22 protein-coding genes, 1 tRNA gene and 2 other annotated features are annotated in these 25,308 nt (G+C 44.6%); of the genes, 14 read left to right on the top strand and 9 right to left on the bottom strand.

The genetic code is table 11. The features are described 5' to 3' along the window. The first annotated feature begins 38 nt into the window (after window positions 1–38). Entirely contained in the window at window positions 39–656 is a 618-nt protein-coding gene (locus IGI92_RS10030; protein WP_008378566.1) for a YitT family protein, read from the top strand. Window positions 657–708: 52 nt separating this feature from the next. On the opposite strand, the gene IGI92_RS10025 is transcribed toward IGI92_RS10030, so the two are convergent. The 4 genes from IGI92_RS10025 to IGI92_RS10010 are packed head-to-tail and all read right to left on the bottom strand — an operon-like array spanning window position 709 to window position 3,788. Beyond that, a complete protein-coding gene (locus IGI92_RS10025; protein ID WP_301387606.1) occupies window positions 709–1,473 on the bottom strand; it encodes an ABC transporter permease in 765 nt (254 codons plus the stop codon). Next, entirely contained in the window at window positions 1,470–2,381 is a 912-nt protein-coding gene (locus tag IGI92_RS10020) for an ABC transporter ATP-binding protein (protein WP_005235273.1), read from the bottom strand. Before IGI92_RS10020 ends, IGI92_RS10025 begins: the two co-directional genes overlap by 4 nt. Further along, a complete protein-coding gene (locus tag IGI92_RS10015; RefSeq protein WP_005235274.1) occupies window positions 2,378–2,605 on the bottom strand; it encodes a PLD nuclease N-terminal domain-containing protein in 228 nt (75 codons plus the stop codon). Before IGI92_RS10015 ends, IGI92_RS10020 begins: the two co-directional genes overlap by 4 nt. Continuing rightward, entirely contained in the window at window positions 2,598–3,788 is a 1,191-nt protein-coding gene (locus IGI92_RS10010) for a helix-turn-helix domain-containing protein (RefSeq protein ID WP_005235276.1), read from the bottom strand. The genes IGI92_RS10015 and IGI92_RS10010 overlap by 8 nt, the downstream gene beginning before the upstream one ends. A gap of 167 nt (window positions 3,789–3,955) precedes the next feature. Here IGI92_RS10010 and IGI92_RS10005 point away from each other — a divergent pair, with 167 nt between their 5' ends. Continuing rightward, on the top strand, window positions 3,956–5,122 hold the full coding sequence (locus IGI92_RS10005; RefSeq protein WP_301387609.1) for a glycerate kinase family protein: 1,167 nt from the start codon (window positions 3,956–3,958) through the stop codon (window positions 5,120–5,122). A 69-nt stretch (window positions 5,123–5,191) separates the two neighbouring features. Here the strand turns inward: IGI92_RS10005 and IGI92_RS10000 are convergent, their stop codons facing one another. Further along, window positions 5,192–5,530: a RidA family protein gene (locus IGI92_RS10000; protein ID WP_008378531.1), complete on the bottom strand. Its 339-nt coding sequence runs from the start codon at window positions 5,528–5,530 to the stop codon at window positions 5,192–5,194. 269 nt (window positions 5,531–5,799) lie between these two features. Between IGI92_RS10000 and IGI92_RS09995 the strand changes: the two genes are divergently transcribed. Beyond that, entirely contained in the window at window positions 5,800–8,364 is a 2,565-nt protein-coding gene (locus IGI92_RS09995) for an HAD-IC family P-type ATPase (protein ID WP_086299354.1), read from the top strand. A 16-nt stretch (window positions 8,365–8,380) separates the two neighbouring features. On the opposite strand, the gene IGI92_RS09990 is transcribed toward IGI92_RS09995, so the two are convergent. Continuing rightward, entirely contained in the window at window positions 8,381–9,832 is a 1,452-nt protein-coding gene (locus IGI92_RS09990) for a helix-turn-helix domain-containing protein (RefSeq protein WP_301387613.1), read from the bottom strand. Window positions 9,833–10,644: 812 nt separating this feature from the next. After that, window positions 10,645–10,857, top strand: a binding site (T-box leader). Window positions 10,858–10,923: 66 nt separating this feature from the next. Beyond that, window positions 10,924–11,169, top strand: a binding site (T-box leader). A gap of 58 nt (window positions 11,170–11,227) precedes the next feature. Between IGI92_RS09990 and trpE the strand changes: the two genes are divergently transcribed. From trpE to trpA, 7 genes are read left to right on the top strand one after another with little or no spacing between them, the layout of a single operon-like run. Next, on the top strand, window positions 11,228–12,634 hold the full coding sequence (gene trpE / locus IGI92_RS09985; protein WP_430606855.1) for an anthranilate synthase component I: 1,407 nt from the start codon (window positions 11,228–11,230) through the stop codon (window positions 12,632–12,634). Then, the gene (locus IGI92_RS09980; RefSeq protein WP_005235288.1) at window positions 12,615–13,211 is read left to right on the top strand and encodes an aminodeoxychorismate/anthranilate synthase component II; all 597 of its coding nucleotides are present in this window, start codon (window positions 12,615–12,617) and stop codon (window positions 13,209–13,211) included. Before trpE ends, IGI92_RS09980 begins: the two co-directional genes overlap by 20 nt. Continuing rightward, a complete protein-coding gene (gene trpD / locus IGI92_RS09975; protein WP_086373063.1) occupies window positions 13,211–14,245 on the top strand; it encodes an anthranilate phosphoribosyltransferase in 1,035 nt (344 codons plus the stop codon). The genes IGI92_RS09980 and trpD overlap by 1 nt, the downstream gene beginning before the upstream one ends. Before the next feature lie 26 nt (window positions 14,246–14,271). Further along, complete coding sequence (locus tag IGI92_RS09970; protein WP_301387617.1) at window positions 14,272–15,030, top strand: indole-3-glycerol phosphate synthase TrpC; 759 nt, start codon at window positions 14,272–14,274, stop codon at window positions 15,028–15,030. Then, window positions 15,027–15,674: a phosphoribosylanthranilate isomerase gene (locus IGI92_RS09965; protein ID WP_301387618.1), complete on the top strand. Its 648-nt coding sequence runs from the start codon at window positions 15,027–15,029 to the stop codon at window positions 15,672–15,674. Before IGI92_RS09970 ends, IGI92_RS09965 begins: the two co-directional genes overlap by 4 nt. Then, window positions 15,671–16,864, top strand: a complete 1,194-nt coding sequence (trpB, locus tag IGI92_RS09960; RefSeq protein ID WP_010747974.1) for a tryptophan synthase subunit beta — start codon at window positions 15,671–15,673, stop codon at window positions 16,862–16,864. Before IGI92_RS09965 ends, trpB begins: the two co-directional genes overlap by 4 nt. Next, window positions 16,861–17,637, top strand: coding sequence for a tryptophan synthase subunit alpha (gene trpA / locus IGI92_RS09955; RefSeq protein WP_301387622.1), 777 nt, complete (start codon window positions 16,861–16,863; stop codon window positions 17,635–17,637). The genes trpB and trpA overlap by 4 nt, the downstream gene beginning before the upstream one ends. A gap of 153 nt (window positions 17,638–17,790) precedes the next feature. On the opposite strand, the gene IGI92_RS09950 is transcribed toward trpA, so the two are convergent. The 3 genes from IGI92_RS09950 to IGI92_RS09940 form a co-directional block, all read right to left on the bottom strand. Beyond that, window positions 17,791–18,648 carry a PhzF family phenazine biosynthesis protein gene (locus IGI92_RS09950; RefSeq protein WP_087663975.1) on the bottom strand — a complete coding sequence of 286 codons (858 nt, stop codon included), beginning with the start codon at window positions 18,646–18,648 and terminating at the stop codon, window positions 17,791–17,793. Between the two features lie 620 nt (window positions 18,649–19,268). Beyond that, window positions 19,269–19,342: transfer RNA gene (locus IGI92_RS09945), tRNA-Arg, on the bottom strand. A gap of 145 nt (window positions 19,343–19,487) precedes the next feature. Then, entirely contained in the window at window positions 19,488–20,186 is a 699-nt protein-coding gene (locus IGI92_RS09940; RefSeq protein ID WP_008378512.1) for an O-methyltransferase, read from the bottom strand. 575 nt (window positions 20,187–20,761) lie between these two features. Between IGI92_RS09940 and IGI92_RS09935 the strand changes: the two genes are divergently transcribed. Genes IGI92_RS09935 through leuD form a run of 4 tightly spaced genes read left to right on the top strand, consistent with a single transcriptional unit; the run spans window position 20,762 to window position 25,293 of the window. Then, a complete protein-coding gene (locus tag IGI92_RS09935; protein ID WP_016612263.1) occupies window positions 20,762–22,282 on the top strand; it encodes a 2-isopropylmalate synthase in 1,521 nt (506 codons plus the stop codon). Further along, a complete protein-coding gene (gene leuB / locus IGI92_RS09930; RefSeq protein WP_016620456.1) occupies window positions 22,279–23,343 on the top strand; it encodes a 3-isopropylmalate dehydrogenase in 1,065 nt (354 codons plus the stop codon). Before IGI92_RS09935 ends, leuB begins: the two co-directional genes overlap by 4 nt. Continuing rightward, a complete protein-coding gene (leuC, locus tag IGI92_RS09925; protein WP_016612253.1) occupies window positions 23,324–24,706 on the top strand; it encodes a 3-isopropylmalate dehydratase large subunit in 1,383 nt (460 codons plus the stop codon). Before leuB ends, leuC begins: the two co-directional genes overlap by 20 nt. Beyond that, complete coding sequence (gene leuD, locus IGI92_RS09920; protein ID WP_016612252.1) at window positions 24,706–25,293, top strand: 3-isopropylmalate dehydratase small subunit; 588 nt, start codon at window positions 24,706–24,708, stop codon at window positions 25,291–25,293. The genes leuC and leuD overlap by 1 nt, the downstream gene beginning before the upstream one ends. The last annotated feature ends 15 nt before the right edge of the window (window positions 25,294–25,308 follow it).

Here is a 25,308-nt window from a genome sequence, read left to right as displayed (position 1 = left end):
TACATAAAAATAGTTGCCAGATCGAAAGGAGAACGTTGATGGAAACACTTATCAAAAAAAATCTTGCTTTATTGCTTGGGGTGCTATGGATCTGCATCGCATTAAACTTCTTCCTTTTACCTCACAGCATTGCTTCTGCCGGCGTCGGGTCGATTGGCTACCTCATCGAAACTGGCTGGTCGATCAATCGCCATATCGTTGTCTGGGGTATAAATTTATTGATGCTGGCCCTTGCGTTTTTACTTTTGAAACGAGAGGTCTTTGTCAATACGGTTATCGGTAGTTTGGCATTTCCCGTTCTTCTAGCACTTTTACCAGAAATTATGCTGCTGCGCTTTTATTCCATCTCATTGATTTTAGGTAGTTTCTTCTTTAGCTTCGGCATCTTTTCGCTCTACAAAATTGGTGCGTCTAATGGCGGCGTGACGATTCCGCCACTAATTTTGGAAAAATACTATGGCATTCGCAGATCTAGTGGGGTTTTCTTAACCAATTTGATCATCATCTTATTGAACCTTCTGATCTTTTCTTGGCAAGAAGCACTTATTTCTGCCTTTTCAATCTACTTGATTGCCTTCTTCATGCGGCTCTTCATGAGAATCGAACAAAAAATGCAGGCCAAGAAATCTGTGAAAGTCCAAGGAACAGCAAAATAGAGTAACATTTCAGAAGCAAAACATCGGTGCAAAAAATCTGCACCGATGTTTTTTAATATTTTCTTTTTCTTAGAACAGCTATGGAACCAGTCAAACAAGCGATGATCAAAAAGCAAGTTAACAACAGTGCTGGCAGCAGTTCCCCTAGTTTGATTTGGTCGGTTAAGTAGTTAGGAAATTGGCTGGAAAGGGAATATGGATTCCAGTTTGTTACTTGACTCCATAGGTTGCCTAACATGCCCATCAGATAACAAACGCCAATAAACAACAAACCTTGATAGATACTTTTAGCAAAGCTGGAACCTAGCAGCAGGATGCTGATTGCTAGTAAACCGAAAAGCCAATAGCTGACCAAAGCGCTAGGGACTTGAGCAGCGCTGGAATCATCGAAATAAATCTTCGTATAAAAAGCACTGACACTGGCACTTATGAGGTAACTCAAAGACCAAAGAATCATTAAATAGCAAGCTTTTGCTATGACGATCGTGGTTTTTGGTAAGCCTCTGGTGATCAGCTGAATAAAGGTACCCTGATTTATTTCGGCTGAGAGCGTATCGGTAAAAAGAATCACAAATACTAGCAGGCCAATCGTGCCGATGTTGCTGTAAAACTGAAGCCACGCATCGATCGATGTCGGATCAGCAATCGTGATTTCAATCGATTCCGGCATCATACTGGCCATCAGATCTGGCATGATTTTGGCAGTAAAGGGAGAAAGCATACCAATCAGGGCAAACAGGATCAAGCAAATCAGTAGTTTTTTGCTGCGAAGACCGCCGAGAAACTCTTTCTTTAAGAAAACAAGAAACGCATTCATTTGATCACCTCCAAATAAATCGACTCTAACGATGGTTCGATTCTTTGAAAGGATTCTGGGACAATGTGTTGTTCGTTCAGCAATTGTAGCAGCTGTGAACCGATATTGGTTCCAGTTTGTTCATCGATCAGTAATTGATTGTTCTTTCTTTTTGCCGATATGCCGTGGATTGCTAACACTTTGGCAAATTTTAAATGGTCACCTTCGTCGGTAAAGACAATCCCAAAGACGGTTTTTCGATAACGGTTTTTTAAGGAATCCATCGTTTCGAACGCACGGATCTGACCTTTGTGCAAAATCGCAATATAATCTGACAGCTGTTCGACATCTGCGAGAATATGAGAGGAAAAAAGCACTGTCGTTTCTTCTTTGATTTTTTCCAATACATCAAGAAATGCTTTGCGTCCTAGAGGGTCTAGTGCGGATGTTGGTTCATCACAAATCAAGATGGCGGGGCGGTTGATCAGAGCTTGGGCTAACCCTAGACGTTGCTTCATGCCGCGAGAAAAGCCAGCGATTTTTTGTTTCGAAGCTTTCAGGCCTACCAACTCTAAGACTTCCATCACTCGCTGAGGCTGAAAAGATTCTTTATTTGGCTGAATTTTTCCGCAGAAAGTCAAATATTCTACAGCTGTCATAAAAGAGTAAAACTGCGGCACATCTGGTAAATAGCCGATCCAGCGATTGGTCTTGGTTGAGCCAAATTGTACTGGTTCGCCACAGACAGTGATTTCGCCTTCATCAATAGGGAGTAACCCTAAAATCGCTTTCATGGTGGTTGTTTTGCCGGCGCCGTTTTCCCCTACAAATCCCACGACACTCCCTTTGGGGACCGAAAAGGATAGGTCTTGTAGCACTTGTTTATGCCCAAAATGTTTGGATAAGTGATTGATCTCGATCATCTTCATTGTTGATCCCCTTTTCCAAAAGCAAAATAAAGGATAGGACCGATCAGGCTAACAAAACAGGCGATGAAGAGCCAAAGAATACGAGAGCCGAACTTAAATTGTTCTTGTTTTAAAATATCTCGAACTGCCAAAACGATCAAGATCAATTGCAAAAGAATCAGAGGGATCAGTATGGGCAAATAATCAGATATATTTTCTGGTACGTTTAGTGAAAAACTATTCATGTGAGTCACTCCTTTGCGAATTAGATACTTGTTCAGCCAAATTGCTCAAGCGCTGAAACAACTCTTTAAATGAGGGTTTTTCTTGATACGGTTCAAACAAGGGTGTCAGCTGTGCTATTGCAAGAAATTGTTTTTTGACACTACCTGAGTTACGCGGGATCTGACTCCCTAATTCTAATTCACTGATCCACTCATCGATGCTGTTGAAATAATCATCTCCTTTCAAAACGATTTCCTCTGGAGTAGCTTCTAATGTTTTGACATACAGCGTTAATGCTTGTAACAATAAGCTTTCTTTTCCTAAAGCAGCAAACGAAACCATCCCAGCGGCTAGAAAATTCAGTAAAGAAAGGGGATGCAATTCGGCCAGTTGGAAGCTCTCGCTGAGTGCCAGTCCACGTGCATAGTTTTTTTCCAGTTGCTCCTCGTCTTGTGTGAGCATTGCTAAATAATTCGTTAGCAAACTCATAAAAATAATTAAGTACTGGTAAATCGCACTTTGCGTAACGATCTCAGCTTGTTGCAACTGATTTTTTTGCTGAAATGCTGCGGCAATCAACGGTTCGCTAGGTAAAAAAGAGAGAGTTTTCGTGCCAAGGATCGCCAAGACTTCTTCTGGCTTGTTTCTCATCAGAAGACAATAAGCATCGATCTGTTTCGCTTGTTGTGCCAGCTCACTGTCTCCTTGGTCCATGATCCGTTGGTACAGGGTTTCTGCTTCCTTCAAATAGGTATTTTTCTTTGCTTCCATCAAAGCGTCTTCGTAAGTTTGCCCTTTCGGGACGCCTTCTACGGGGACATCCGGCAACAGATCCCAATGATTCAAGTAAAAGGACCCCATTTGTAATAAGAATGGATAACAAGAGTAATACCGTTTGGTAAAACTTTGAGCAAGAGCGAGAACTTCCGTTGGTGTTTTTGTTTGGAAGGCGTCTTTTAATAATTGGTAGATTCGCTGGATCTCTTTAGGTGATAGCTGCGAATCTAAAATCAATAATTCATCGACGCTGCAATCAAAATACGCCGCTAATAAGGGCAGTGAAGTGATATCTGGATACGTCTGTCCCGTTTCCCATTTTGAAACGGATGCTTTTGACACGTTCATAAATGCTGCTAATTCTTGCTGCGTAACGCCTCTGTGTTTTCTTCTCCGGGCGATTTCCTCGCCAATTGGTAAGTCCATAGTACACCTCCGATAGGTTTGTTTGATATACTTCTATCATAAGAGGAGAAGGGATAACTTACAATGGATTACTAGTTAACTTTTGGTTGATTTGATTAACCATAGGTTGATTATTAACGTAGGTGCCCCCATCTCTGACAAAGAGATGATCTAGAAGGAGAGGCAGAATGATGAAAATTATAGCAGCGATTGATTCCTTCAAAGGAAGCGCCACTTCCGCAGAATTAAATCAAGCGGTCTTAAGCGGGTTTTCAGACCAGTGGGAAAAATGTAGTATTCCCATCGCTGATGGGGGAGAAGGCTCGATGGCAGCAGTTTTTGCTGCGTTTGGAGGCAATTACGAAACGGTTCCAGTGACCGACCCATTAGGTGGTAAGTTGCAAGCCCGTATGTTGGTCACAAAAATCAATGAAGAAAAAATCGCTTTGATTGAATCTGCGGAAGTGATCGGATTGCAACTCGTGGAACCTAGTGACGAGACCACCCGCAATAGCTCTTCTTTTGGTTTAGGCCAAATGGTCTTAGCAGCTTGCAGACAAGGAGTGAAAAAAATTTACCTGACCCTTGGCGGTAGCGGCACTTCTGATGGGGGCGTAGGCTTTTTACTTGCGTTAGGAGCAACCATTCAAAGAAACGTGCGAATGGAAAACAATCCTTTGCTGCAGGCAGAATCTCTGGAGCTCAGCCAGTTGAACCCTCTGCTTGCACAAATTGACCTGTTTGCTTTAGCCGATGTAACAAATCCTTATTCAGGTGAACAAGGATTTGCGTCAGTTTTTGGTTCACAGAAAGGGGCAACCAAAGAAACGATCCAGCAGTTGGATCAACAAGCAAAGCGTTTGGCTGAACACATCAAGCGGACCACGGGGATCGATTTGGAAGTCCCTGGTTCTGGTGCAGCTGGGGGCCTTGGTGGTGCGGTTTATTTGGCAGGTGGTCAGTTGGTTCCGGGATTTTCGACGATTGCTTCCTTGATTGGATTTGAGGAAAAAATCAAAGGAGCAGACTTATTGATCACCGGTGAAGGTCGTATCGATGGCCAAACAGCTAGGGGGAAAGTACCCTATGGTGTCGCTTTGCTCGCTCAAAAACGCCAACTCCCAATTGTTGCAATCTGTGGCTCCCGAACCGAACGTCTCGGCGAACTGTCGCAATTGCTTCCAACAGTCTTCAGTATCCAACAAGGACCAGTTTCCTTGGCAGAAGCGATGGAAAAAAAGCGAACCTTGATTAATGCTCAACAGACTGCTCAAGCCATCGCCGGCTTTGTGGAGCAGTGGCAAAAAAAGACCGGATCAGTTCCTTCAGAAGGCACTAATTTTCCAACCAAATAAGAAGCAAACACCAAAAAACTTCGTAGGGAAGGCAATCGCCAGTACGAAGTTTTTTGGTGTTGCGCCTTTTTAAGCCAAGGTGGCTTGTGCTTCAATCTCCACTTTAAATTCAGGGGCAACCAAGCCGGCAACGATGACGAGACTCATGGCCGGTTTGTTTTCTGCCAAAATGGTTGTGAATGCCGTACGGACAGCAGCTAAGTAAGCAGCATCCGTTAAAAAGACGGTCATTTTGACCACTGATGACCAAGACAGTTGATTGGCTGATAAATGCTCTTCGATTTTCTTCAAAACGATGGCTGTTTGCTCTTGCGGGTCCTCAGGTGTGGCTCCGTCTTGTGACGGCGTTTGACCAGAAATGAAAAGAAAAGGTCCCTGCGTGATTTTTGTATCGGTATAGATTGCCATTAATTTGGCTCCTTTCTTCTATCTTACCTTTGGATGATGGGGACAGATAGCAATTGATTGGGTGTGTCTTAGTTTACTTGATTACACCTGCAAAAACAATCAACAAACGTTTTCTGTTGGTTTTGTGAAACCACGGGACGAAGCCGCCCTTCCCCTTTAATAAAAACACTCATTTTTTTCAGGCTCCACTGAAATTATCGCCAGAATTTTATGGTTTTAATGTCTTATACTATGTTCAGATCAAATAAATAAACAAGGAGGAAAAAAATATGAATTGGTACAAAAACACAACAGAAGAACTATTACATACGTTGCAAACAACACGGCAGGGCCTTTCCTCCGAAGAACGCAACCAGCGTTTAGCAAAGCAAGGTGAAAATAAAATCACTGAGGCTGCGCAGATCCCTACATGGAAGAAAGTCGGCAAGCATTTTACAGACTTACTGATGTTGGTCTTAATCGTCGCAGCCGTCTTAAAAGGGGTTTCGGGTGATTATATCGAAAGCGGCATTATTATGGCGGTCGTCGTCATCAATGGATTAGTCGGCTACTGGCAAGAGCGTAAAGCCCAAGAGTCACTGGATGGGTTGAAGCAATTCATGGGGCAAGAAGCAACAATTTATGTTCATGGCCGCAAGAAGAAAATTGCTGTTTCTTCCTTAGTAAACGGAGATTTAGTCGTTTTAGGACCAGGAGATGTCGTACCAGCAGATATGCGCTTGATCGAAACCCATGATCTTGTGATTGAAGAGTCTATCTTAACCGGCGAATCTGAGCCAGTTCAAAAAATGACCGAACCCATTACTCAAGAAAGTACGATTGGTGACCAGCGGAACATGGCGTTTTCTGGTACCCATGTAGAAAGCGGAACTGCCAGCGGGATCGTCGTTGAAACAGGAGACGATACACAAATCGGCCAGATCAATCAAGCAATTCAGTCTGTGAAAGCGCAAGAAACCCCGTTGATCAAAAAAATGAAGCAATTGAATCACCAAATCTTTAAAGGCATTATCGGATTAGTGATTTTCTTGATCTTCTTTACTACCTTCCGCTACGGCTTTGATCTTGATCTCTTGTTCTCATCAGGTATCGCATTAGTTGTAGCAATGATTCCAGAGGGCTTGCCAGCCGTGCTGACCATGATTTTATCGATGGGTGTCAAGGAAATGTCTGAGGAGCAAGCAATCATCAAAACGATGCCATCAGTGGAGACACTAGGTGCCATGACGGTGATTTGTTCAGACAAAACAGGAACCTTGACCAAAAATGAAATGACGGTCGTCGATGTCTTAGTTGAGTCAAACGTGGATAAAGCAACGGTGCTTGATATCATGGCAAATTGTCAAGATTTGAAGCAAGACGAAGGACAAAAGGCGGCTGAACTCGTTGGAAACCCAACCGAAAAAGCCTTGTTACAATACGCAGAATTAGCGCAGCAACCATTGCGTAAAACAGTCGATAAAATTCCTTTTAGTTCCTCTTACAAGTACATGGCAACACGCCATCAAAATCAAGAAGAGCCGAATGACTCGGTAGTGTTTGTCAAGGGTGCGCCCGAAGTGTTGCTTGAGAAAAGCCAACTGACTTCAGATCAAAAGCAATGGTGGTTAGATGAAAGTGCAAAATTAGCAGCGAAAGGGCAGCGACTGATCGGCTTTGCGCATCTGACGCTGTCGGCACAGGAGTCCTTGTCCCACGAAGCACTCATCAATTTAACCTTTGTTGGGATCGCTGGCATCATTGATCCTCCGAAAGACAGTGCCATCAAAGCAGTAAAAGAGTGCTTGCAAGCGGGCATCCAAGTCAAAATGATCACAGGAGATCATGGCAAGACCGCTCAAGCTATCGGCAAGCAAATTGGATTGAAGCACACGAATCACGTGTTGGAAGGGCTGGAAATCGATCTGCTGTCTGAGGAGGAGTTGCAGCAAGCAGTCCAAAAGACAGATATCTTTGCTCGAACGACCCCAGAGCATAAATTACGGATCGTTAGTGCTTTGCAGGCGAATGAAGAGATTGTCGGAATGACCGGCGATGGTGTAAACGATGCACCAGCGCTGAAAAAAGCCGACATTGGGATCGCTATGGGGATCAAAGGCAGTGAAGTAACCAAGCAAGCAGCCGATATGGTTTTGGCAGACGATAATTTTCATACGATCGCCAATGCCGTCCGAGTGGGTCGACGGATCTACGATAATTTGAAGAAAACCATCAACTTCTTCTTACCAACGGCTGTTGCACAAGGATTGATCGTTATTGCGGCACTCTTGTTGAACCGACCACTGCCACTGACACCTGTACAAATTTTATGGGTAAATATGGTGACAACCATCACGCTTTCTTACGCACTCGGTTTTGAGAAGGCAAGTGCGGATGTCATGAATCGACCACCACGGCCAATCAAAGAAGGTATCTTATCTTGGTACAGTCTGTTCCGCATCTTCTATGTCTCGCTGTTAATCATGATTCCTTCCTACGTCTTAGCGATTCAGTTTGAAGGAACGGTCCTTCAACAAAGCATGCTACTGCAAAGTATCGTCTTTGCTCAAGCAGTCTACTTACTGAACTGTCGTGAGCTGGTAAAGCCGGCGTTGAATCGCCAACTCTTTGCCAATAAAGCACTCTTAGTCTCCCTGGCACTACTGATTGTATTGCAGGCAGCGATTTTCCTAACACCTATCGGACACCAGCTTTTAGGGATTGGTTCTTTGACGCTGATGCAGCAGTTGAGTATTGCAGCCAACGGGGCACTTCTTTTCACAGTCGTCGAAGGTGAGAAATTTATTACAAACAAGCTGCAAGGACGTCAAAAAGCTGCCCCAGTGAAACAATAAAGGCAGCTTGATGATTCTAGTGATAACTTAAATAATAGGTTTGAATGAGCTCAGTCACTTGATTGAGCTCATTTTTGGTCGGTACCATCGATAAATAAAAGACTGGGACAGGGGCATCATCTAATGGGAAATTTGACAAAACAAAATCAACGTCGGTTGCCGATAGCCCATCTAGTTGACCTGGTTCGATCGCCGATAGTAGAATACGTGCTCCGAGAAAGTCATTCAATTCTTGCATAAGGTAAGCTTTCCATGCTGGCTCCCCTTGAAAGATAAAGTATCCCTTTGCCCGGATAGGGTTGATTTGTAAAATAGCCTGTTGGATCAACAAGGTGGTGGTTGACCATAAAGGAAAACTCGTTTCCCTTTGACTGTTTGTCTGTTCTTCTAAAAAGTCATGGATCGTTGCTTCTATCGGTAGCGAATAGGGCTGATTCAAGCGCTGGATCTCGTGAAATTCTAACCCAAACCATTCTGAGAGTTTGGCAGACTCTTGCGTTTTGATCAAGAGCAGCAACAGATTCTCAATCAGCTGCGTCCCGCTAGCGAGAGGTAGCTGCAACGAGCGGGCTAATTGTTCGACAAAATGGGTCGTTTTATCGTGAATGGTTTGATACGTTTCAAGAGTCGCTTGAATCGTTTGGGACCAATCGTTATTGTAGTTCCAGCTTTCTAAAAAACAGTAGAAGCTAAAGAAGTGTTCGCTGCATTCTAAATATACGCCTTCTTTTTGGTAGAGATAACTTAATGGCTGTTGGAAAAGACCGTAGAGGGGATCATCCCCATTAAATTCGAAGGAATCCATGCGGCAATTGGCCTTGATACGGATTGTATTGATAAAAAACCAGCAAGTACCGAAGATTTGTTCTACGTCGATTTGGAGTTTATCTTTGCCCAGACGCTGTAAAAAATGTTGATAGTGGGACTCATGAATTGTATATTCCTCAAAAAAGTAATTGTTATGGGTATAAGGCAGTAAAAGTCGATGGAAAAAGACCCGAATATTGATCTCACTTCCTTCAAAGCGGATCACGCGATTTGTGATGCGAATCCGTAAGGAAAAATCCGTCAAACTTTTATTTAATTTTGTAATATGCCGCCGCAAAGTTTCATAGGAAGTTCCCGCTTGGCCAAGAATTTCTTGCGTGCTAAGTTCGCTGGAAAAAAGCAATGCTTTCATTAAAGAAACACCGATCGATTGAGGGAAAAACGTTTCCCATAGCTGACTCATCAACAATGGCCCATCATGGGTCAAAGCAAAGCCATTACTGGCGGCTTCAATCTGCCAACCTTCGGGTAATTGTTGACGAATATAGGTTATATCAGAAAAAACCGTTCGTTCCGTCGTATCGATCAATTTTGCTAGTTGCTTGGCAGTGATCATTTTGTGATTCGCCAGTTGTTCCAAGAGAAGGATCTGACGTAATAAATCCTTCTCGGTAATGATTTTTTTCATCATCCCATCCATGACAAAAACTTCCTTTCTGAGTCTTTCGTGTTCTTTTTGATTTTATACGAAAAAGGCAAGTTTTGCTATTTCCAATTCACCGAATGATGTTTTTCTATTAAAAAAGATGGAATGGGTATCCTTCTGAGTAACTGTCTAAAGGAATGAGGTTTTTTATGTGTTTTAACGGTTAGAGGTCTATCATATGTTCGTATTTCTTCATTCGCAAATACAAAGAATAACTTTCTTTCGATAATTTTATTTTTGAGGAAAAAAGACTCTTTTTGCGAGAGGCGTAGAGTTTTCGATGGAGAGCAGAGTCGATGATCCATTCAATTTCTGCTTGTTCTTCCTCTGATAAATCGGCATTTTTCTCATTGGATTGAATGAGAGAGTAAGTAAATTCTAAGCAGCTCATTTTATAAATAAAGGTGGAGAAATATAATTTGTCTATGTGCATTTAATCACCCTTTCTTATATCCGGTTCAATCATATAGAATAATATTTTGAATAACAATTCTGTTTTTTCATGATGTCATGAAAATTTTGGGTAAATGTCGATTTTTTGGTAAAAGATAGCGAATATTTCGTAGCTTGATCTTCACGTAAGGGTTATAAAAAAACAAATATTATTTAAATGGATCAGCAACTATAATTAAGTAATCTGAAAGAAGTGAAGGGCATTTTTGGCCTAAAGAATGTGTCGTCATTTTGGTTAAGACAAACCGTTGCAGGATGTTTTCTTGTTTTGTCAAAAGGAGTCAAAAAAATAAAATTCGCTTTTTCCTGTTGACAGATCAACAAAAGCCGCGTAATATAGCTACCAATAACTCATTAAGACTAAACAAAAGAGAAGTATGAGGACGTTCGTCTTGCAGAGAGCTGATGGTGGTGCAAATCAGCAGATTGACGCTTCAGAAATGGACTTTTGTGTCGAAAGGCTGAAATCAGTAGGCTTTTTCCGGGAACTCCCGTTACAGAGAACGATCGTTGATAGACGATCTAGAGAACCAATTGAGGTGGCACCGTGAGTAATCGCCCTCAGGCAGACAAGTTTGTTTGCCTGAGGGCTTTTTTGTTTTTCTTGCCCTTCAACCAATAAAAAAATAAACGTAAAATCAAACTAAGAGAAGTACTTGAGTCTTTTTTGGTTACAGAAAGTCGGCGGTGATGAGAGTCCGGCACCAAGAAATCAAGGAAATGGCCTTAGCCGATCATTTTTTGAACCCTTTTTTGGCAGTAGGAAAATGCGGGAACTCCCGTTATCGAGGAAGACCGTTGTTAGACGGTTGATAGAGAAGAAGTTGTTTATTTGGGCAACTTCAATTGAGGTGGTACCGCGATCATTCGCCCTCAAGCAGACGTTTTTATGGCGTTTGCTTGAGGGCTTTTTGTTTACAAAGAAAGGAGCAGCTTATGTATCGAATGGAACGAATCAACAGCGATTGTTTGACACCTGTCTCAGTTTTTTTACGGATTCAAGGGGCGCATAAATGTTTATTGGAAAGTATTCCCAGAGAAGAAGATACCGGACGCTATTCGATCCTTACCTTTGATCCCGTTCAGAAAATGACCTTTAAGGATGGTGTTTTTCAAGTGGAGGATCTTTTGAAAAAAACGGTCAACAAGTACCCGTGTCAGGACCCTTTAAAAGAAATGGAAGGGTATGTAGTCAAAAAGGAAATTAGCGCTTTACCGAATCTACCGCTGCAAAGTGGGGCTATCGGGTATGCGGGCTATGATATCGCCGCTTGCTATGAAGACATCGGACAACTGCCCGCAGATGAATTGCAAGTGCCTGATATGGCCTTTTGGCTTTTCGAAACTTTTCTCGTTTTGGACCATCAGACGGAAACTTTAACGATCATTCTTGAAAATGGCTATAGCCAAAGAGGAACCGTCGAGATGGAGCAGGTAATGCAAGCAGTGAAGCAGCAGTTAAGGACACCAGTCGCCGCTGAGACCCGTGTATTGTCAAATGAAAAACTGCATTTTACCAGCAATGTTACTCAACATGCCTATGAAGCGATCGTTCAAGAGGCGAAAGCCCGAATTACGGCGGGAGACATGTTCCAAGTCGTTCCTTCGCAACGTCTGAAAGCGTCATTTAAACAAGAGCCCTTTGACTATTACCGCAAACTACGAGTGACAAATCCTTCCGCGTATCTCTATTATCTTGATTTCGATCACGGATTTAAAGTGATTGGTAGCTCACCTGAAAGCCTGATTCGCGTTCAAGGCGACGAAATCACCACGAATCCGATCGCTGGTACCCGCAAACGAGGTGCAACCAAAGCAGAAGACGAAGCTTTGGCAAATGAACTATTGGCAGATGAAAAAGAACGTGCAGAGCATCAGATGCTGATCGATCTTGGGCGCAATGATTTAGGGCGGATCGCTGAACATGGGACGGTTCATGTTCCTTTATACATGGTGATCGAGAAATACCGCTATGTCATGCACATCGTTTCGGTAGTGGCTGCCAAGCGCAGAGCAGGTGTGACGGCAATGGATGCCTTGAAAGCAACCCTGCCAGCAGGCACGGTCAGCGGGGCACCAAAGATTCGTGCCATGACTCGCATCTATCAGTGGGAAGCTGTTCGAAGAGGGGTCTATGCTGGTGCAGTTGGTTATTTTTCACGAAATGATCAAGCGGATTTTGCCATCGGGATTCGGACATTGGTATTGAAAGACGAGATCGCTTATGTCCAAGCAGGGGCGGGGATCGTTTATGATTCTGATCCTTCATCTGAATACCAAGAAACATTACACAAAGCCAAAGCACTATTGGAGGTGTCAGCCAATGATTTTACTCGTCGATAATTATGATTCCTTTACGTATAACTTAGTCCAGCAATGTCCAGCGGATACGATCGTCTTGCGAAATGACGATCCAGAGCTTTTCATTGTTGCTAAAGAAGCAGATGGCATCATTTTTTCCCCGGGACCAGGCCGTCCCGAAGAGGCAGGATTCATGATTTCTTTGATCAAAACATACCATGATAGCAAGCCGCTTTTAGGCATCTGCTTAGGTCATCAAGCCATTGGTGAAGCGTTTGGTGCCAAAGTGGTCCAAGCACCAGCTATTATGCACGGCAAGCAATCGACCCTTACGTATCAGAAAAAAGGCGTATTCGAAACCTACCTAGGAGACATGACTGTCATGCGCTATCACTCGCTTGTCATTGAGCCAGCGACACTTTCAGCGGAATTTGAGGTGTTGGCTGAAACAGAAGGGATCATCATGGCGATTCAGCATCGCGAAAAACCAATCGTAGGACTCCAATTCCATCCAGAATCAATGGGAACAAACGAGGGGGCATTTTTCATAGAACAGTTTCTTAAACTCGTCTCGGATAATACAGAAAAAACACAAGATGAAAAAAGGAGGAATCTTTAATGCAAGCACTAAAAAAGCAGCCGCCGCAACAAATCACTCAGCAATTATTTAATGGCCGTCATTTAAGTTATCAGGAGATGCGTCACTTTGCTCAAGGAATTTTAAGCGGGGTGTTTTCAGAAAGTCAATTGGGCGCAGCATTAGTTGCGATGAAGATCAACGGCATCACAGCTGCCGAATTGACTGCTTTAGCAGAAATTATGTTAGAGCATGCCGTGACCATTCCTTATGAAGGAGGAGACACCATGGACAATTGCGGCACTGGTGGCGACCACGCCAATAGTTTTAATGTCTCCACTACGGCTGCCTTCGTTTTAGCAGCTGGGGGAATCACGATGGCAAAACACGGCAATCGCAGTATCTCTAGTCGTTCAGGCAGTGCCGATGTCTTAGCATGCTTGGGGGTGGCAATTCAAGCATCACCAGAAAAAATCGCCGATCTATTAGCGACAGTCGGCATCGCTTTTCTCTTCGCCCCGTCGTTGCATCCGGGCATGAAAGCAGTGATGAAAATACGGCAAGAATTAGCGACACCAACGATTTTTAATCTATTAGGCCCTTTGATCAATCCTGTTCCGTTGACTACGCAACTGATCGGTACTTACGCTGGCGAGAGCTTGGTAGACACCGCTCAGGCGTTAGGCAGTCTTGGTCGGCAACGAGCAATGGTGATCCATGGATGTAATGGGATGGATGAAGCCAATTTGGCTGGTGAAACGGCGATCAGTTTTTATCACGAAGGAAAGGTGACGAATTTTTCTTTGGATCCGCAAGCGTATGGCTTTACGCCAGCACCGATCGAGGCGATCGTCGGCGGAGATGCGGCTCAAAACGCCGCGATCTTAACAGCAGTTTTGAAAAATCACCCTTCCGTTTATCTAGAGACAGTGGTCTTAAATGCAGGGTTAGGCTTTTATACCAACGGCAAAGCCGCCACCCTAGCGGAAGGCTTTGCGATGGCACGAGCGTGTATCGCTTCGGGCGCGGCCTACGACAAACTGCAGATGCTGATTCGTCAGTCAAATAGCCATTAACTACGAGAGCTGTAAGGAGGAGAATCATGGATTTTTTAGAAACGATCATCCAGAAAAAAGTTGAAGAAGTTGCCGCGATGCCACAAGAAATCGAAAAGGTCGTAGCGAAACGTCCATCATTTTATCAGCAAGTCAAGGACCGACCACAAAAAATGCACCTCATTGCTGAAATCAAGCGTGCTTCACCCTCAAAAGGAGACATCAACCAAGGAATCGACCCAGTCACACAAGCGGAAGCTTATGAAGCCGCGGGTGTCAGCGGGATTTCCGTTTTGACCGACCAGCAGTTTTTTAAAGGCTCGCTGGCAGATCTTGAAGCAGTCAGTAATGCCGTTTCGGTGCCTATACTATGCAAAGACTTTATTATCGACAGAAAACAATTGATTCGCGCCAAGAATGCGGGTGCCAGTATTGTTTTATTGATCGTGGCCGCTTTAAAACCAGAACGCTTAGCCATACTTCATCAAGAGGCAATAGCACTAGGGTTGGAAGTACTCGTTGAGACTCATAATGCGGCTGAATTTCAACAAGCCCAAGCCTTAGGGGCCAAAATCATCGGCGTCAACAATCGTGACCTAAAAACCTTTGACGTTTCCTTGGATGTCGGTGTTGCTTTAGCACCTCAGCCGTCAGAGGCGGTTTACATCAGTGAATCTGGTATTCGAACTGCCTCCGATGTGCTGCAGCTTGCACCGTTTTATCATGGAGTCCTCGTTGGAGAAACGTTGATGAGAAGCAATCGAATTGCTGAAACAGCGGCAGATTTGCAGGTGAGCCGCCGATGACCAAAGTGAAAATTTGTGGACTCACCGAACGGCTGCATGTCGAAACTGCCATCAGTGCAGGAGCAGATTACCTTGGCTTTGTTTTTGCCGAAAGCCGTCGGAGAATCGATCCGACACAAGTCCGCAAGATAACGGAGCAAGTACCCCAAAATGTAGGGAAAGTCGGGGTTTTCGTTTCTCCAAGTTTTGAAGAAGTGCAAGCGGCAATTCAAGCCGCCCAGCTGACAGCGATTCAGCTCCATGGAAAGGTTCTGCCATCTTTGCAAACAGCCATCCAGACAGGCATTTTTGCGCATCAAAAGATCGCAGTGATCCAAGCCTTTGATGGAGAAGCTGAGACTTTAGAACAAGATTTCCTAAGCTGCGATGCAGATTTTGGGTTATTGGACGCTCCAGTAAGAGATCACCCTTATGCTGGCGGCAACGGCCAATCCTTTGATTGGCAAAAAGCGGCGAGAAAACCGTTGCCGTTGTCTGAGCGTTTTTTTATTGCTGGCGGTTTGCACGCGGAAAATGTAGAAGAGGCGATCCAATTTTTTAGGCCCTATGCTGTCGATGTTTCTTCAGGCGTGGAATCCCAGGGCAAGAAAGACAGTCGGAAAATCGAACAATTTATTTACTTAGTAAAGGAGAAGATAAAATGACCCAATACCCCACAGAAGCAGGATTTTATGGTCCCTATGGTGGCCAGTTTGTGCCAGAGACATTGATGTATGCAGTCAAGCAATTGGAAACTGTCTATCGTGAAGCACAAGCGGACGCAAGTTTTCAAGTAGAATTACAGGAATATTTGCAAGAGTATGTAGGAAGAGAGACCCCCCTTTATCATGCACAGCGCTTGTCACAACACTTAGGCGGTGCCAAAATTTATCTGAAGCGAGAAGATTTGAATCATACGGGCGCCCATAAAATCAATAATGCGCTAGGGCAAGTGTTATTAGCAAAGCGGATGGGGAAAAAGAAAGTGGTAGCGGAGACCGGTGCTGGACAGCATGGCGTCGCCACAGCGACTGCGGCCGCGTTGTTCGGTATGGAATGCACGATTTTTATGGGTGCGGTAGATGTTCAGCGGCAAGCACTAAACGTCTTTCGAATGGAATTGTTGGGAGCGAAAGTGGTTTCAGTCACTTCAGGCAATCAGACGTTGAAAGATGCTGTCAATGAAGCGCTACGCTACTGGGTCGCAACCGTCGAGGACACCCATTACGTGATGGGTTCTGTACTCGGTCCGCATCCTTTTCCAGAGATCGTTCGAGATTTTCAAAGTGTGATTGGCAGTGAGACACGACGGCAACTATTAGAAAAAGAAGGTCGACTACCGACGACAGTCGTTGCTTGTGTTGGCGGCGGCAGCAATGCGATGGGAATGTTTTACCCTTTTATCGATGATCAGACCGTTCGTTTGATTGGCGTTGAAGCAGCTGGGAAAGGTGTGGATACTACTGAGCATGCGGCGACCTTGACGAAAGGCAGTATCGGTATTTTACATGGTACAAAAATGCATCTGCTGCAAGACGATGATGGGCAAGTGATCGAACCTTATTCGATTTCAGCTGGTTTGGATTATCCAGGGGTCGGTCCCGAGCATTCTTACTTGAAGGAGATTGAGCGAGCGGAGTATTTCGCGGTCACTGATGAAGAAGCCGTTGACGCCTTTTATCTCTTGTCTCAAATCGAAGGCATTATTCCTGCTTTGGAAAGTGCTCATGCCGTTGCCTATGCCCTAAAGCTAGCCCCAATCATGACACCCGAAGAACGCTTAGTGATCTGCTTGTCTGGGCGAGGGGACAAAGATGTTCAACAAATCAAAGACCGGAAAGGAGCAGCGAAATGACCAGCAAAACATTGACGATGAAACTAAAGGAGCGCCAAAAACAAGGCAAGCCACTATTTGTTCCTTATATTATGGCGGGTGCCAACGGACTGGAACGCCTGCCAGCAGAAATCGAACTGTTGACGACACATGGCGCAGCCGCCATTGAAATCGGCGTGCCCTTTTCAGACCCAGTCGCAGATGGAGCGGTCATCCAAGCAGCTGGAATGCAGGCATTAGCCAATGGGACCACTTTAAAAAAGATCATTGCTGCGCTGCAAACCATCCATTCCGAGGTTCCACTGGTATTGATGGGGTATGCCAATTCATTCTTTCATTATGGGATTGAACAGTTAGCAAATGAGTTAAAAGCGACAAATGTGAAAGGGTTGATTATTCCAGATTTACCTTTTGAACATCGATCACTAGTAACCCCTACTTTTGATGCGGCGGATCTCGCGCTGATCACACTGGTCTCTTTGACCAGTCCTCCAGACAGAATTCAGACGCTGATCGAAGAAGCAGAAGGGTTCGTCTATGCTGTGACAGTGAACGGTGTCACTGGAGAAGATCGCCAATACAACGAACAGCTGGATCAGCATTTGCAAGCCATTTCGGAAAAAAGTCCGATTCCAGTATTAGCTGGTTTCGGGGTCTCGACCCACGCAGATGTGCAGCGCTTTGCCAGTGTGTGTGAGGGGGTAGTGATCGGTTCAAAAATCGTAGCAGCGCTACAAAACGAGCCACTGCCTAAAGTCAGTGAGCTGTTAGCAAAACTTGTTGGTAAGCCATAGAAAACAATGTGAAGGAAAGAACCCGAATTGGGTTCTTTTTTTATGAGAAAACTAGTATTCGAGGTACTGATGGGCTGCTATGGAAAAAAGAACGTGATGTGTGAAGAGGAAAAGAAAAAAGGCTGATTGAAGATCAGCCCCAAATTGTCGTGATTATGCCAGTGTATCCGTGTCGATGGTTACTGTCTCGCAAAAATGCCCTCTGCCCCCAACGTAAACATGTTGGATTACCTTTCGCGAAGTCGTAGCTAGTTTGACAAAGATTTCAGAAGGTTCACCTAAATTGCTGCCTTGTTCAAAGCGATACACTTCTTTTTCGAGGGCACACTTTTGATACAAGAAGCAAGCCAAAGCGGCATTGGAAGTTCCTGTGGCAGATTCTTCATTGATGTCAAACAATGGGGCAAAGTTACGGCAAACGATTCGTTCTTTTTCCATTGCATATAAGTGCATGCCAACTACTTGTTGAAGCGCACTTACTTTTTTTATTTCCTCAAAATTAGGTGTAACTTGCTGCAACTGGGCCGTTGTTTTGATTGGAATAAGGATATCCTTTAATCCAGTAGAAACGATTTGAATAGGAATTTGATCATTGATAGCATTGGTATCAAAACAGTCAGTTAATTGTTCTAGTGAAAGTACATCTGAAAACAGTGGTTTGTTCTGTTCCATGAAAATGACACCGTCTTTGATGGTGATCGACAAACGTCCGGCGTTGGTGTCGATGCGATACTGTTGCTTGGAAAGTTTGTTTAGATACGATAATAGTGCAAAGGAGGCAATTGTTGCATGTCCGCATAAGTCAACTTCTTCTTTTGGCGTAAAATAGTCAAATCGGAAATCGGCCTGCGGGGATTTCGATAAAAAAGCTGTTTCTGAAAAGCCTAACTCTTTTGCGACGGCTAACTTTTGTTGTGGCGTAAGAGGCTGTTCCAACAAGACGACTCCAGCCTTGTTGCCACCTGTTTGATTTTTACTAAACCCGCTTGCAATATGTACCGTTATCTCCATAGGACACCTGCTTTCTTTGTTTTTGTTAAGCATAGCATAATTTTTGCAGGAGGAGGATATGAAAACGGATTGGGTAAGCGATTAATCATGAAGAGCCGATGAAATGAAAAAAACATGGGTGCTCAAAGAGTGCGGTATTTAATCATACTATAGCAAAAACGTTTCTTTGAGCATTCCAACCTTTCTCGTCAACTATTATTTTATAGGTACCAGTGAATATTTTAGCTATCAAAAAAGCAAATGAGAACGCAGCATCCCTCTTGCTTTCTCATTTACTTAAATCATTTAGTAAAAACCGTTAAGGCTATGCTAAAATAAGCCCAGCCTTCACCCGTGAGAGCAGTGACCAATAGTAACATGATGAGGCATCCTTTAACTAGAGAACAAGTAGTTTACGGGGGGATTACTGATAATAAGAATAAACACTGAAATTATGATACCGATGAAAGAAATTTGCTGAAGATTGAAGCGGATGGGAAGCGATCGTTTGATTGCTTTGTGATGAGGAAGGGAACAGGCTGTTGATTAGTCACCAAATTGCTATGGCAAAAAAATTAGATCAATTTGGCACAAGAACAAACAAAAACCGCCAAGAACAAGGGTTCTCGACGGTTAAATAACGTTCCAGGAGGGATTCGAACCCCCGACCGTTCGCTTAGAAGGCGAATGCTCTATCCGGCTGAGCTACTGGAACAAATAATTTTCAGCGAATGCTCACTTCGCCTAAGCTGTTGAAATCAATCAGCAACAAATAACATTATAGAAAAAGGGCGCAGCAATGTCAATCGCTTTTCGCCCTTTTCTTATTTTTTCTTTGAAAAAAGGAAGCGCAGCTGCACTCAACCTTTCTCAGGTTCCTCAAGAATTACGCTATCTGCTTCTTTCGTAATGAGAATCACGCCATCTCCCAAAGGGACAAGCGTGGAGGTCAGCTGAGGATGGTTCATCACAGTATCCAAGAAAAGATTCAATTTGCGATGGATTGCTCGCTGGTTGCGAGGAATTTCTTCGATGGGTTGTAGAATCGTTCCAGCTTGAAATACGTCATCCACCATCAGCACACCGCCTTTGCGTAATAGACGCAGACATTCTGGTAAAAATTCAATGTATTTTGATTTGGCGCTGTCCATGAAGATAAAATCATAAGGGCCACTCAATGTAGGTAGAACGTCTGCCGCTTGTCCTTCTAATAGCGTGATTTTTTCTTCATTTCCTAAGCGAGCGTAAGTTTCTTTGGCTTTGCGGATCATGACGTCAAAGCGATCGATCGTTGTGACATGACCATCTTTCACACATTGCGCCATCAAGCTTGAAGAAAAACCGATCGCTGTGCCGATCTCAAGGATTTCTTTTGGCTGGAGTTGTCCTAATAAAAACTGCAAGAAGACCACTGTTTCATGTGGGATGATTGGCACTTCTTTTTTATGAGCGGCTTGCTCGATTTCACCAAGTTCGCCGGGTAATTGTTTTTGTTTTTCACGCATAAACGCCACTAGTTCTGGTTTGACTACTGGACGATGCATCATTTCGTTGCGCATCTTCATCCTCCTAATTTATCGCTGTCCCCTATTATACGAATAACTCACCTTAAGTTCAATCTTTTCGAGTCTTTGGAACAACAAAAAAACCAGTCATAAGACTGGCAGGATAAAGGGGTGAAAAATATTTTTGGGATATTTCTATCATAACGGTGTTATGTGGAGGTTTGGTTAAAATCCTGTGAAGATCTCGTCAGGTTCTGCTTAAATTTTCATCAAGAAGAAAAGCAACCCATCAACAGGGCAAAAACGAACTTTTTATCGAAATATTCAGAAAATTCAGGGAAAAGTGTTGACAGAGGAACCTGCTGTTTGGTATCTTCATAACAAGATAAAAAAAGTGATAGGTGACGACGATGGATAAACGATTGAAACAAACAGCTGCATTTTTATTATTATTATCGTAAGGACTCTTTTTCTATGACCCGCCTTTTTTAAGGCATCATTTGAAGAGTCCTATTCGCATTGCATGAAGGAAACCCTTTATGGAGTGCTTTTTTTATACCATTTTTTCAATTGTGTTTGAATGAAGTCGCGCCAAGCGTGCTCCTACCACTGCTAAGGAGGAAATAGTGATGAGAAAAATCCAGTTTTTTGATACGACATTGCGAGACGGTGAACAGACCCCGGGAGTCAACTTTAATACGAAAGAGAAGGTTCAACTGGCGCTGCAATTAGAAAAATGGGGCATCGATACGATCGAAGCAGGTTTTCCGATTGCATCAGAAGGAGATTTTCAAGCAGTCAAAGCGATTGCTGGGGCGGTGACGAAAATGACCGTTGCAGGACTTGCCCGTTGTCAGAAAAAAGACATTGATCGTGCCTATGAAGCTCTTTATCAAGCCGTCGATCCACAGATCCATGTCTTTCTAGCAACGAGTAAGGTGCATCGCCAGTACAAGCTGAATATGACGAAAGCAGAAGTACTCGCTTCCATCAAAGAACATGTGGCTTATGCGCGTGAACGCTTTGAAAAAGTTCAATTCTCGCCAGAAGATGCCACCCGCACCGATAAAGCCTTCTTGCTTGAGGCGGTTCAAACAGCGATTGATGCCGGCGCGACGATCATCAATGTGCCCGATACAGTAGGGTTTACCAATCCTACAGAATATGGTGCGCTTTTTGCCTATTTGATCGCCAATATCAAAAGCGAGCAGCAGATCACTTTTTCTTCCCATTGTCATGATGACTTGGGAATGGCGACAGCCAATGCGCTGGCGGCTATTGAAAATGGTGCTGATCGGGTGGAAGGAACGATCAACGGGATCGGCGAACGAGCTGGCAATACTGCATTAGAAGAAGTGGCCTTGGCGTTGCATATTCGCAATGATTTCTATCAGGCTACCTCCAACATCAAATTAAACGAAACAAAACGAACCAGCGATCTGGTGGCACGTTTGTCAGGAATCACGGTACCGAAAAACAAAGCGATCGTCGGAGGCAATGCTTATGCCCATGAATCAGGGATTCATCAAGATGGCGTCTTGAAAAATCCTGAGACCTACGAAATTATTACCCCACAGTTGGTGGGGGTAGAAACCAACTCGTTGCCTTTAGGCAAACTTTCTGGCCGCCATGCGTTTGTCGATAAAATGCAGCAACTGGGCTACCAGTTTGACCAAGAAGAAACCAACGAATTGTTTAAACGCTTCAAAGAATTGGCAGATAAAAAGAAGCAAGTGACCGAACAAGATTTGCTGGCTTTGGTGGCCGATCAAGGCCGCAGCCAAGAAGGCGGCTGCGAGTTGGACGCCGTTCAGCTACAATACGTGTCCAATGGCCATCAAGGAGCAGTGGTTTCTATCATCAAAGACGAGGAAAAACAAGTGGCATCAGCCATCGGTGCCGGCAGTATCCAAGCTATCTACAACTCGATCGATCAGATTTTCCAGCAGCAGCCGAAGTTGTTGAATTATGAAATCACTGCCTTGACCAGTGGGGAAGATGCGCAAGCGGAAGTGCACGTGGTCATTGAATGCCAGGAAACCAATGAAAAAATCAGCGGGATCGGCTTAGACTTTGATGTCTTGCAGGCGTCAGCCAAAGCCTATGTACAGGCTAGCGCAGCTCTAAAGAATCGAGGTGTCCTTGTTTGAAAAAGATCGTGGTTTTAGCAGGAGATGGCATCGGACCAGAAATTATGGACAGTGCCCTTGCGGTATTGAAAGCGGCTTGTCCTGACCATCTCCAGCACTTTCATTTTGACCAGCGGCCATTTGGTGGAGCGGCGCTGGCACTTACTGGAGAGCCATTGCCGCAAGAAACACTACAAGCTTGCCAGCAGTCGGATGCGGTCCTTTTAGGAGCCATTGGTGATCCAGCTTGGGAAAACGCACCGACAACACCTGAGAAAGGACTTTTGAATCTGCGTCAAGCGTTAGGTCTATACGCCAACATTCGACCCATCAAAGTAGTTGATGCGGTGATTGCTTTGTCTCCCATCAAAGAAACGATCCTTCGAGGGACAGATTTTGTCATCGTTCGTGAGTTGACTGGCGGTATCTATTTTGGCGAAAAAGCAGAAAAACCTGAAGAAGCCTACGACATCAATCATTATCACCAAGCAGAGATTCGACGGATTTTGCGTAAAGCCTTTGAGATCGCCCGTACGCGGAAGAAGCGGGTTCTCTCTGTCGATAAAGCAAATGTGTTGGCGACTAGCCGGCTTTGGCGCCGATTAGCGGAAGAAACGGCACAGGAATTCCCGGATTGTCAGTTGACTCATCAATATGTTGATTCCGCCGCTATGAAAATCATCCAAAATCCCAAAGAATTTGATGTAATCGTGACCGAAAATCTCTTTGGCGACATTTTAAGTGATGAAGCCTCGGTTTTGCCGGGGTCATTAGGGGTGCTACCAAGCGCAAGCCATGGTGCAGAAGGGGTTTCTTTATATGAACCGATCCATGGCTCGGCACCGGATATTGCTAGGCAAAATTGTGCCAATCCGGTTTCCATGATTTTGTCTGTCGTGATGATGCTAAGAGAGTCCTTTCAAGAGGAACAGCTGGCAGATACCATCGAAAGTGCGTGTTATGAGGTAATGAATGCGGGAATCTTGACCCGTGATTTAGGTGGGACGGCAACGACAACTGCCTTTACAGAAGCGGTTATTGCACAGTTAGGAGTGAGCAATTATGGGGAAAACGCTGTTTGATAAACTATGGGATCGGCATGTGATCACAGGAGAAGAAGGGCAGGCGCAGCTGCTTTATGTCGATCTGCATATGATCCATGAAGTGACGACGCCGCAAGCCTTCGAAGGATTGCGGCAAGCGGGACGGACAGTTCGCTGTCCCGAAAAAACCTTCGCAACAATGGATCATAATGTACCTACCAAAGATATTTTTACCATCACCGATCTGGTTGCAAAAAAGCAAATGGATACGTTACGTAAAAACTGTCATGATTTTGGGATCGAATTGTGTGACAATGGCTCTGCCAACCAAGGAATTGTCCATATGGTTGGCCCAGAAGTAGGCTTGACCCAACCAGGAAAAACGATCGTTTGCGGTGATTCCCATACTGCCACCCATGGTGCTTTCGGCGCGATCGCATTTGGGATCGGTACGAGTGAAGTGGAGCATGTCTTTGCGACACAGACGATTTGGCAGACAAAACCGAAACGCATGGGAGTTGAGATCACCGGTCAGCTGCAGCCGGGGGTGTACGCCAAAGATATTATTTTGGCATTGATCGCGACGCATGGCACAGATTTTGGTGGTGGCTATGCCGTAGAATTCTTTGGCGAAACGATCCGCAACCTGACGATGGAAGAGCGCATGACCATTTGCAATATGTCGATCGAAGGTGGGGCGAAAATGGGCTTGATCGCACCTGATGAAACGACCTTTGCTTATGTGAAGGATCGACGCTTTGCGCCACAAGCGTTTGCCAGTGCGGTGACGGATTGGGAAACCCTGTATACCGATGAAGGTGCCAACTATGATGCCCTGATCACCTTAGACGCAGCAACCTTAGAACCTTACATCACTTGGGGCACCAATCCAGAAATGGGAGTACCGGTCAGCGAAACGTTTCCTGAAGTGCGAGATCATAATGATCAGCAAGCCTATGAATATATGGCACTGCACCCCGGACAGACGGCTGCCGATATCCCCATCGAATACATCTTTATCGGATCGTGTACCAATGGTCGTTTATCTGATCTGCAAGAAGCAGCGGCGATTTTGAAAGGTCAGACCATCAAAGAAGGGGTCACTGGCATTATCGTTCCTGGTTCACGCCCTGTTCGTAAAGCAGCGGAAGCTATCGGTTTAGACAAAGTCTTTATTGAGGCTGGTTTTGAATGGCGGGAGCCTGGCTGCTCCATGTGCCTAGGAATGAATCCTGATAAAGTACCAGAAGGCGTCCACTGTGCCTCCACGTCAAACCGGAATTTTGTTGGACGGCAAGGGAAAAACGCTCGGACGCACCTTTGTAGTCCAGCAATGGCGGCAGCAGCTGCGATTCATGGGCGTTTTGTCGATGTACGAGAAGTGGTTGGAGGTGTTGGTTAATGGAAGCTTTTACGCAATTTGAAGGTACGACGCTGCCTTTGATGAATGACAATATCGATACCGATCAAATCCTACCGAAAAATTATTTGAAGCGCGTTGAAAAAACGGGGTTTGGCGAATTTTTATTTGACGATTGGCGCTATTTGCCGCAACGCAAGCCTAATCCAGCATTTATCTTGAATGATCCAGCATATCAGACCGCTCAAGTCCTCGTCACTGGTGATAATTTTGGTTCTGGCTCTTCTCGAGAGCATGCGGCATGGGCGCTGTTGGATTACGGCTTTAAAGCCGTGATTGCTGGCAGCTTCGGTGATATTTTCTATATGAATGCCACCAAAAACGGGCTGCTGCCCATCGAGCTGCCTTTGACTGTTCGCCAAAGGATCGCCTCGCTGCCTGCTTCTGAAAAAATCAGCATCGACTTGCCGAGGCAATGTGTGATCGTTGCCGGGGAGGAGCATTTCTTTGCAATCGATGCTACCTGGAAACACAAATTGATCCACGGTCTCGATGAGATCAGTATCACCTTGCAGGAAGAGGCGAAAATCACCGCCTATGAGCAGACGATTCCAGCGTATTGGCAGTAGGGCTAGGGGACTGGT

The sequence above is a fragment of the Enterococcus sp. DIV2379 genome (genome assembly GCF_050542965.1).
Classification (GTDB): domain Bacteria; phylum Bacillota; class Bacilli; order Lactobacillales; family Enterococcaceae; genus Enterococcus_D; species Enterococcus_D entomosocium.
Note: the sequence above shows the minus strand (reverse complement) of the source record. Positions and strands in the feature narration are given on the sequence as shown.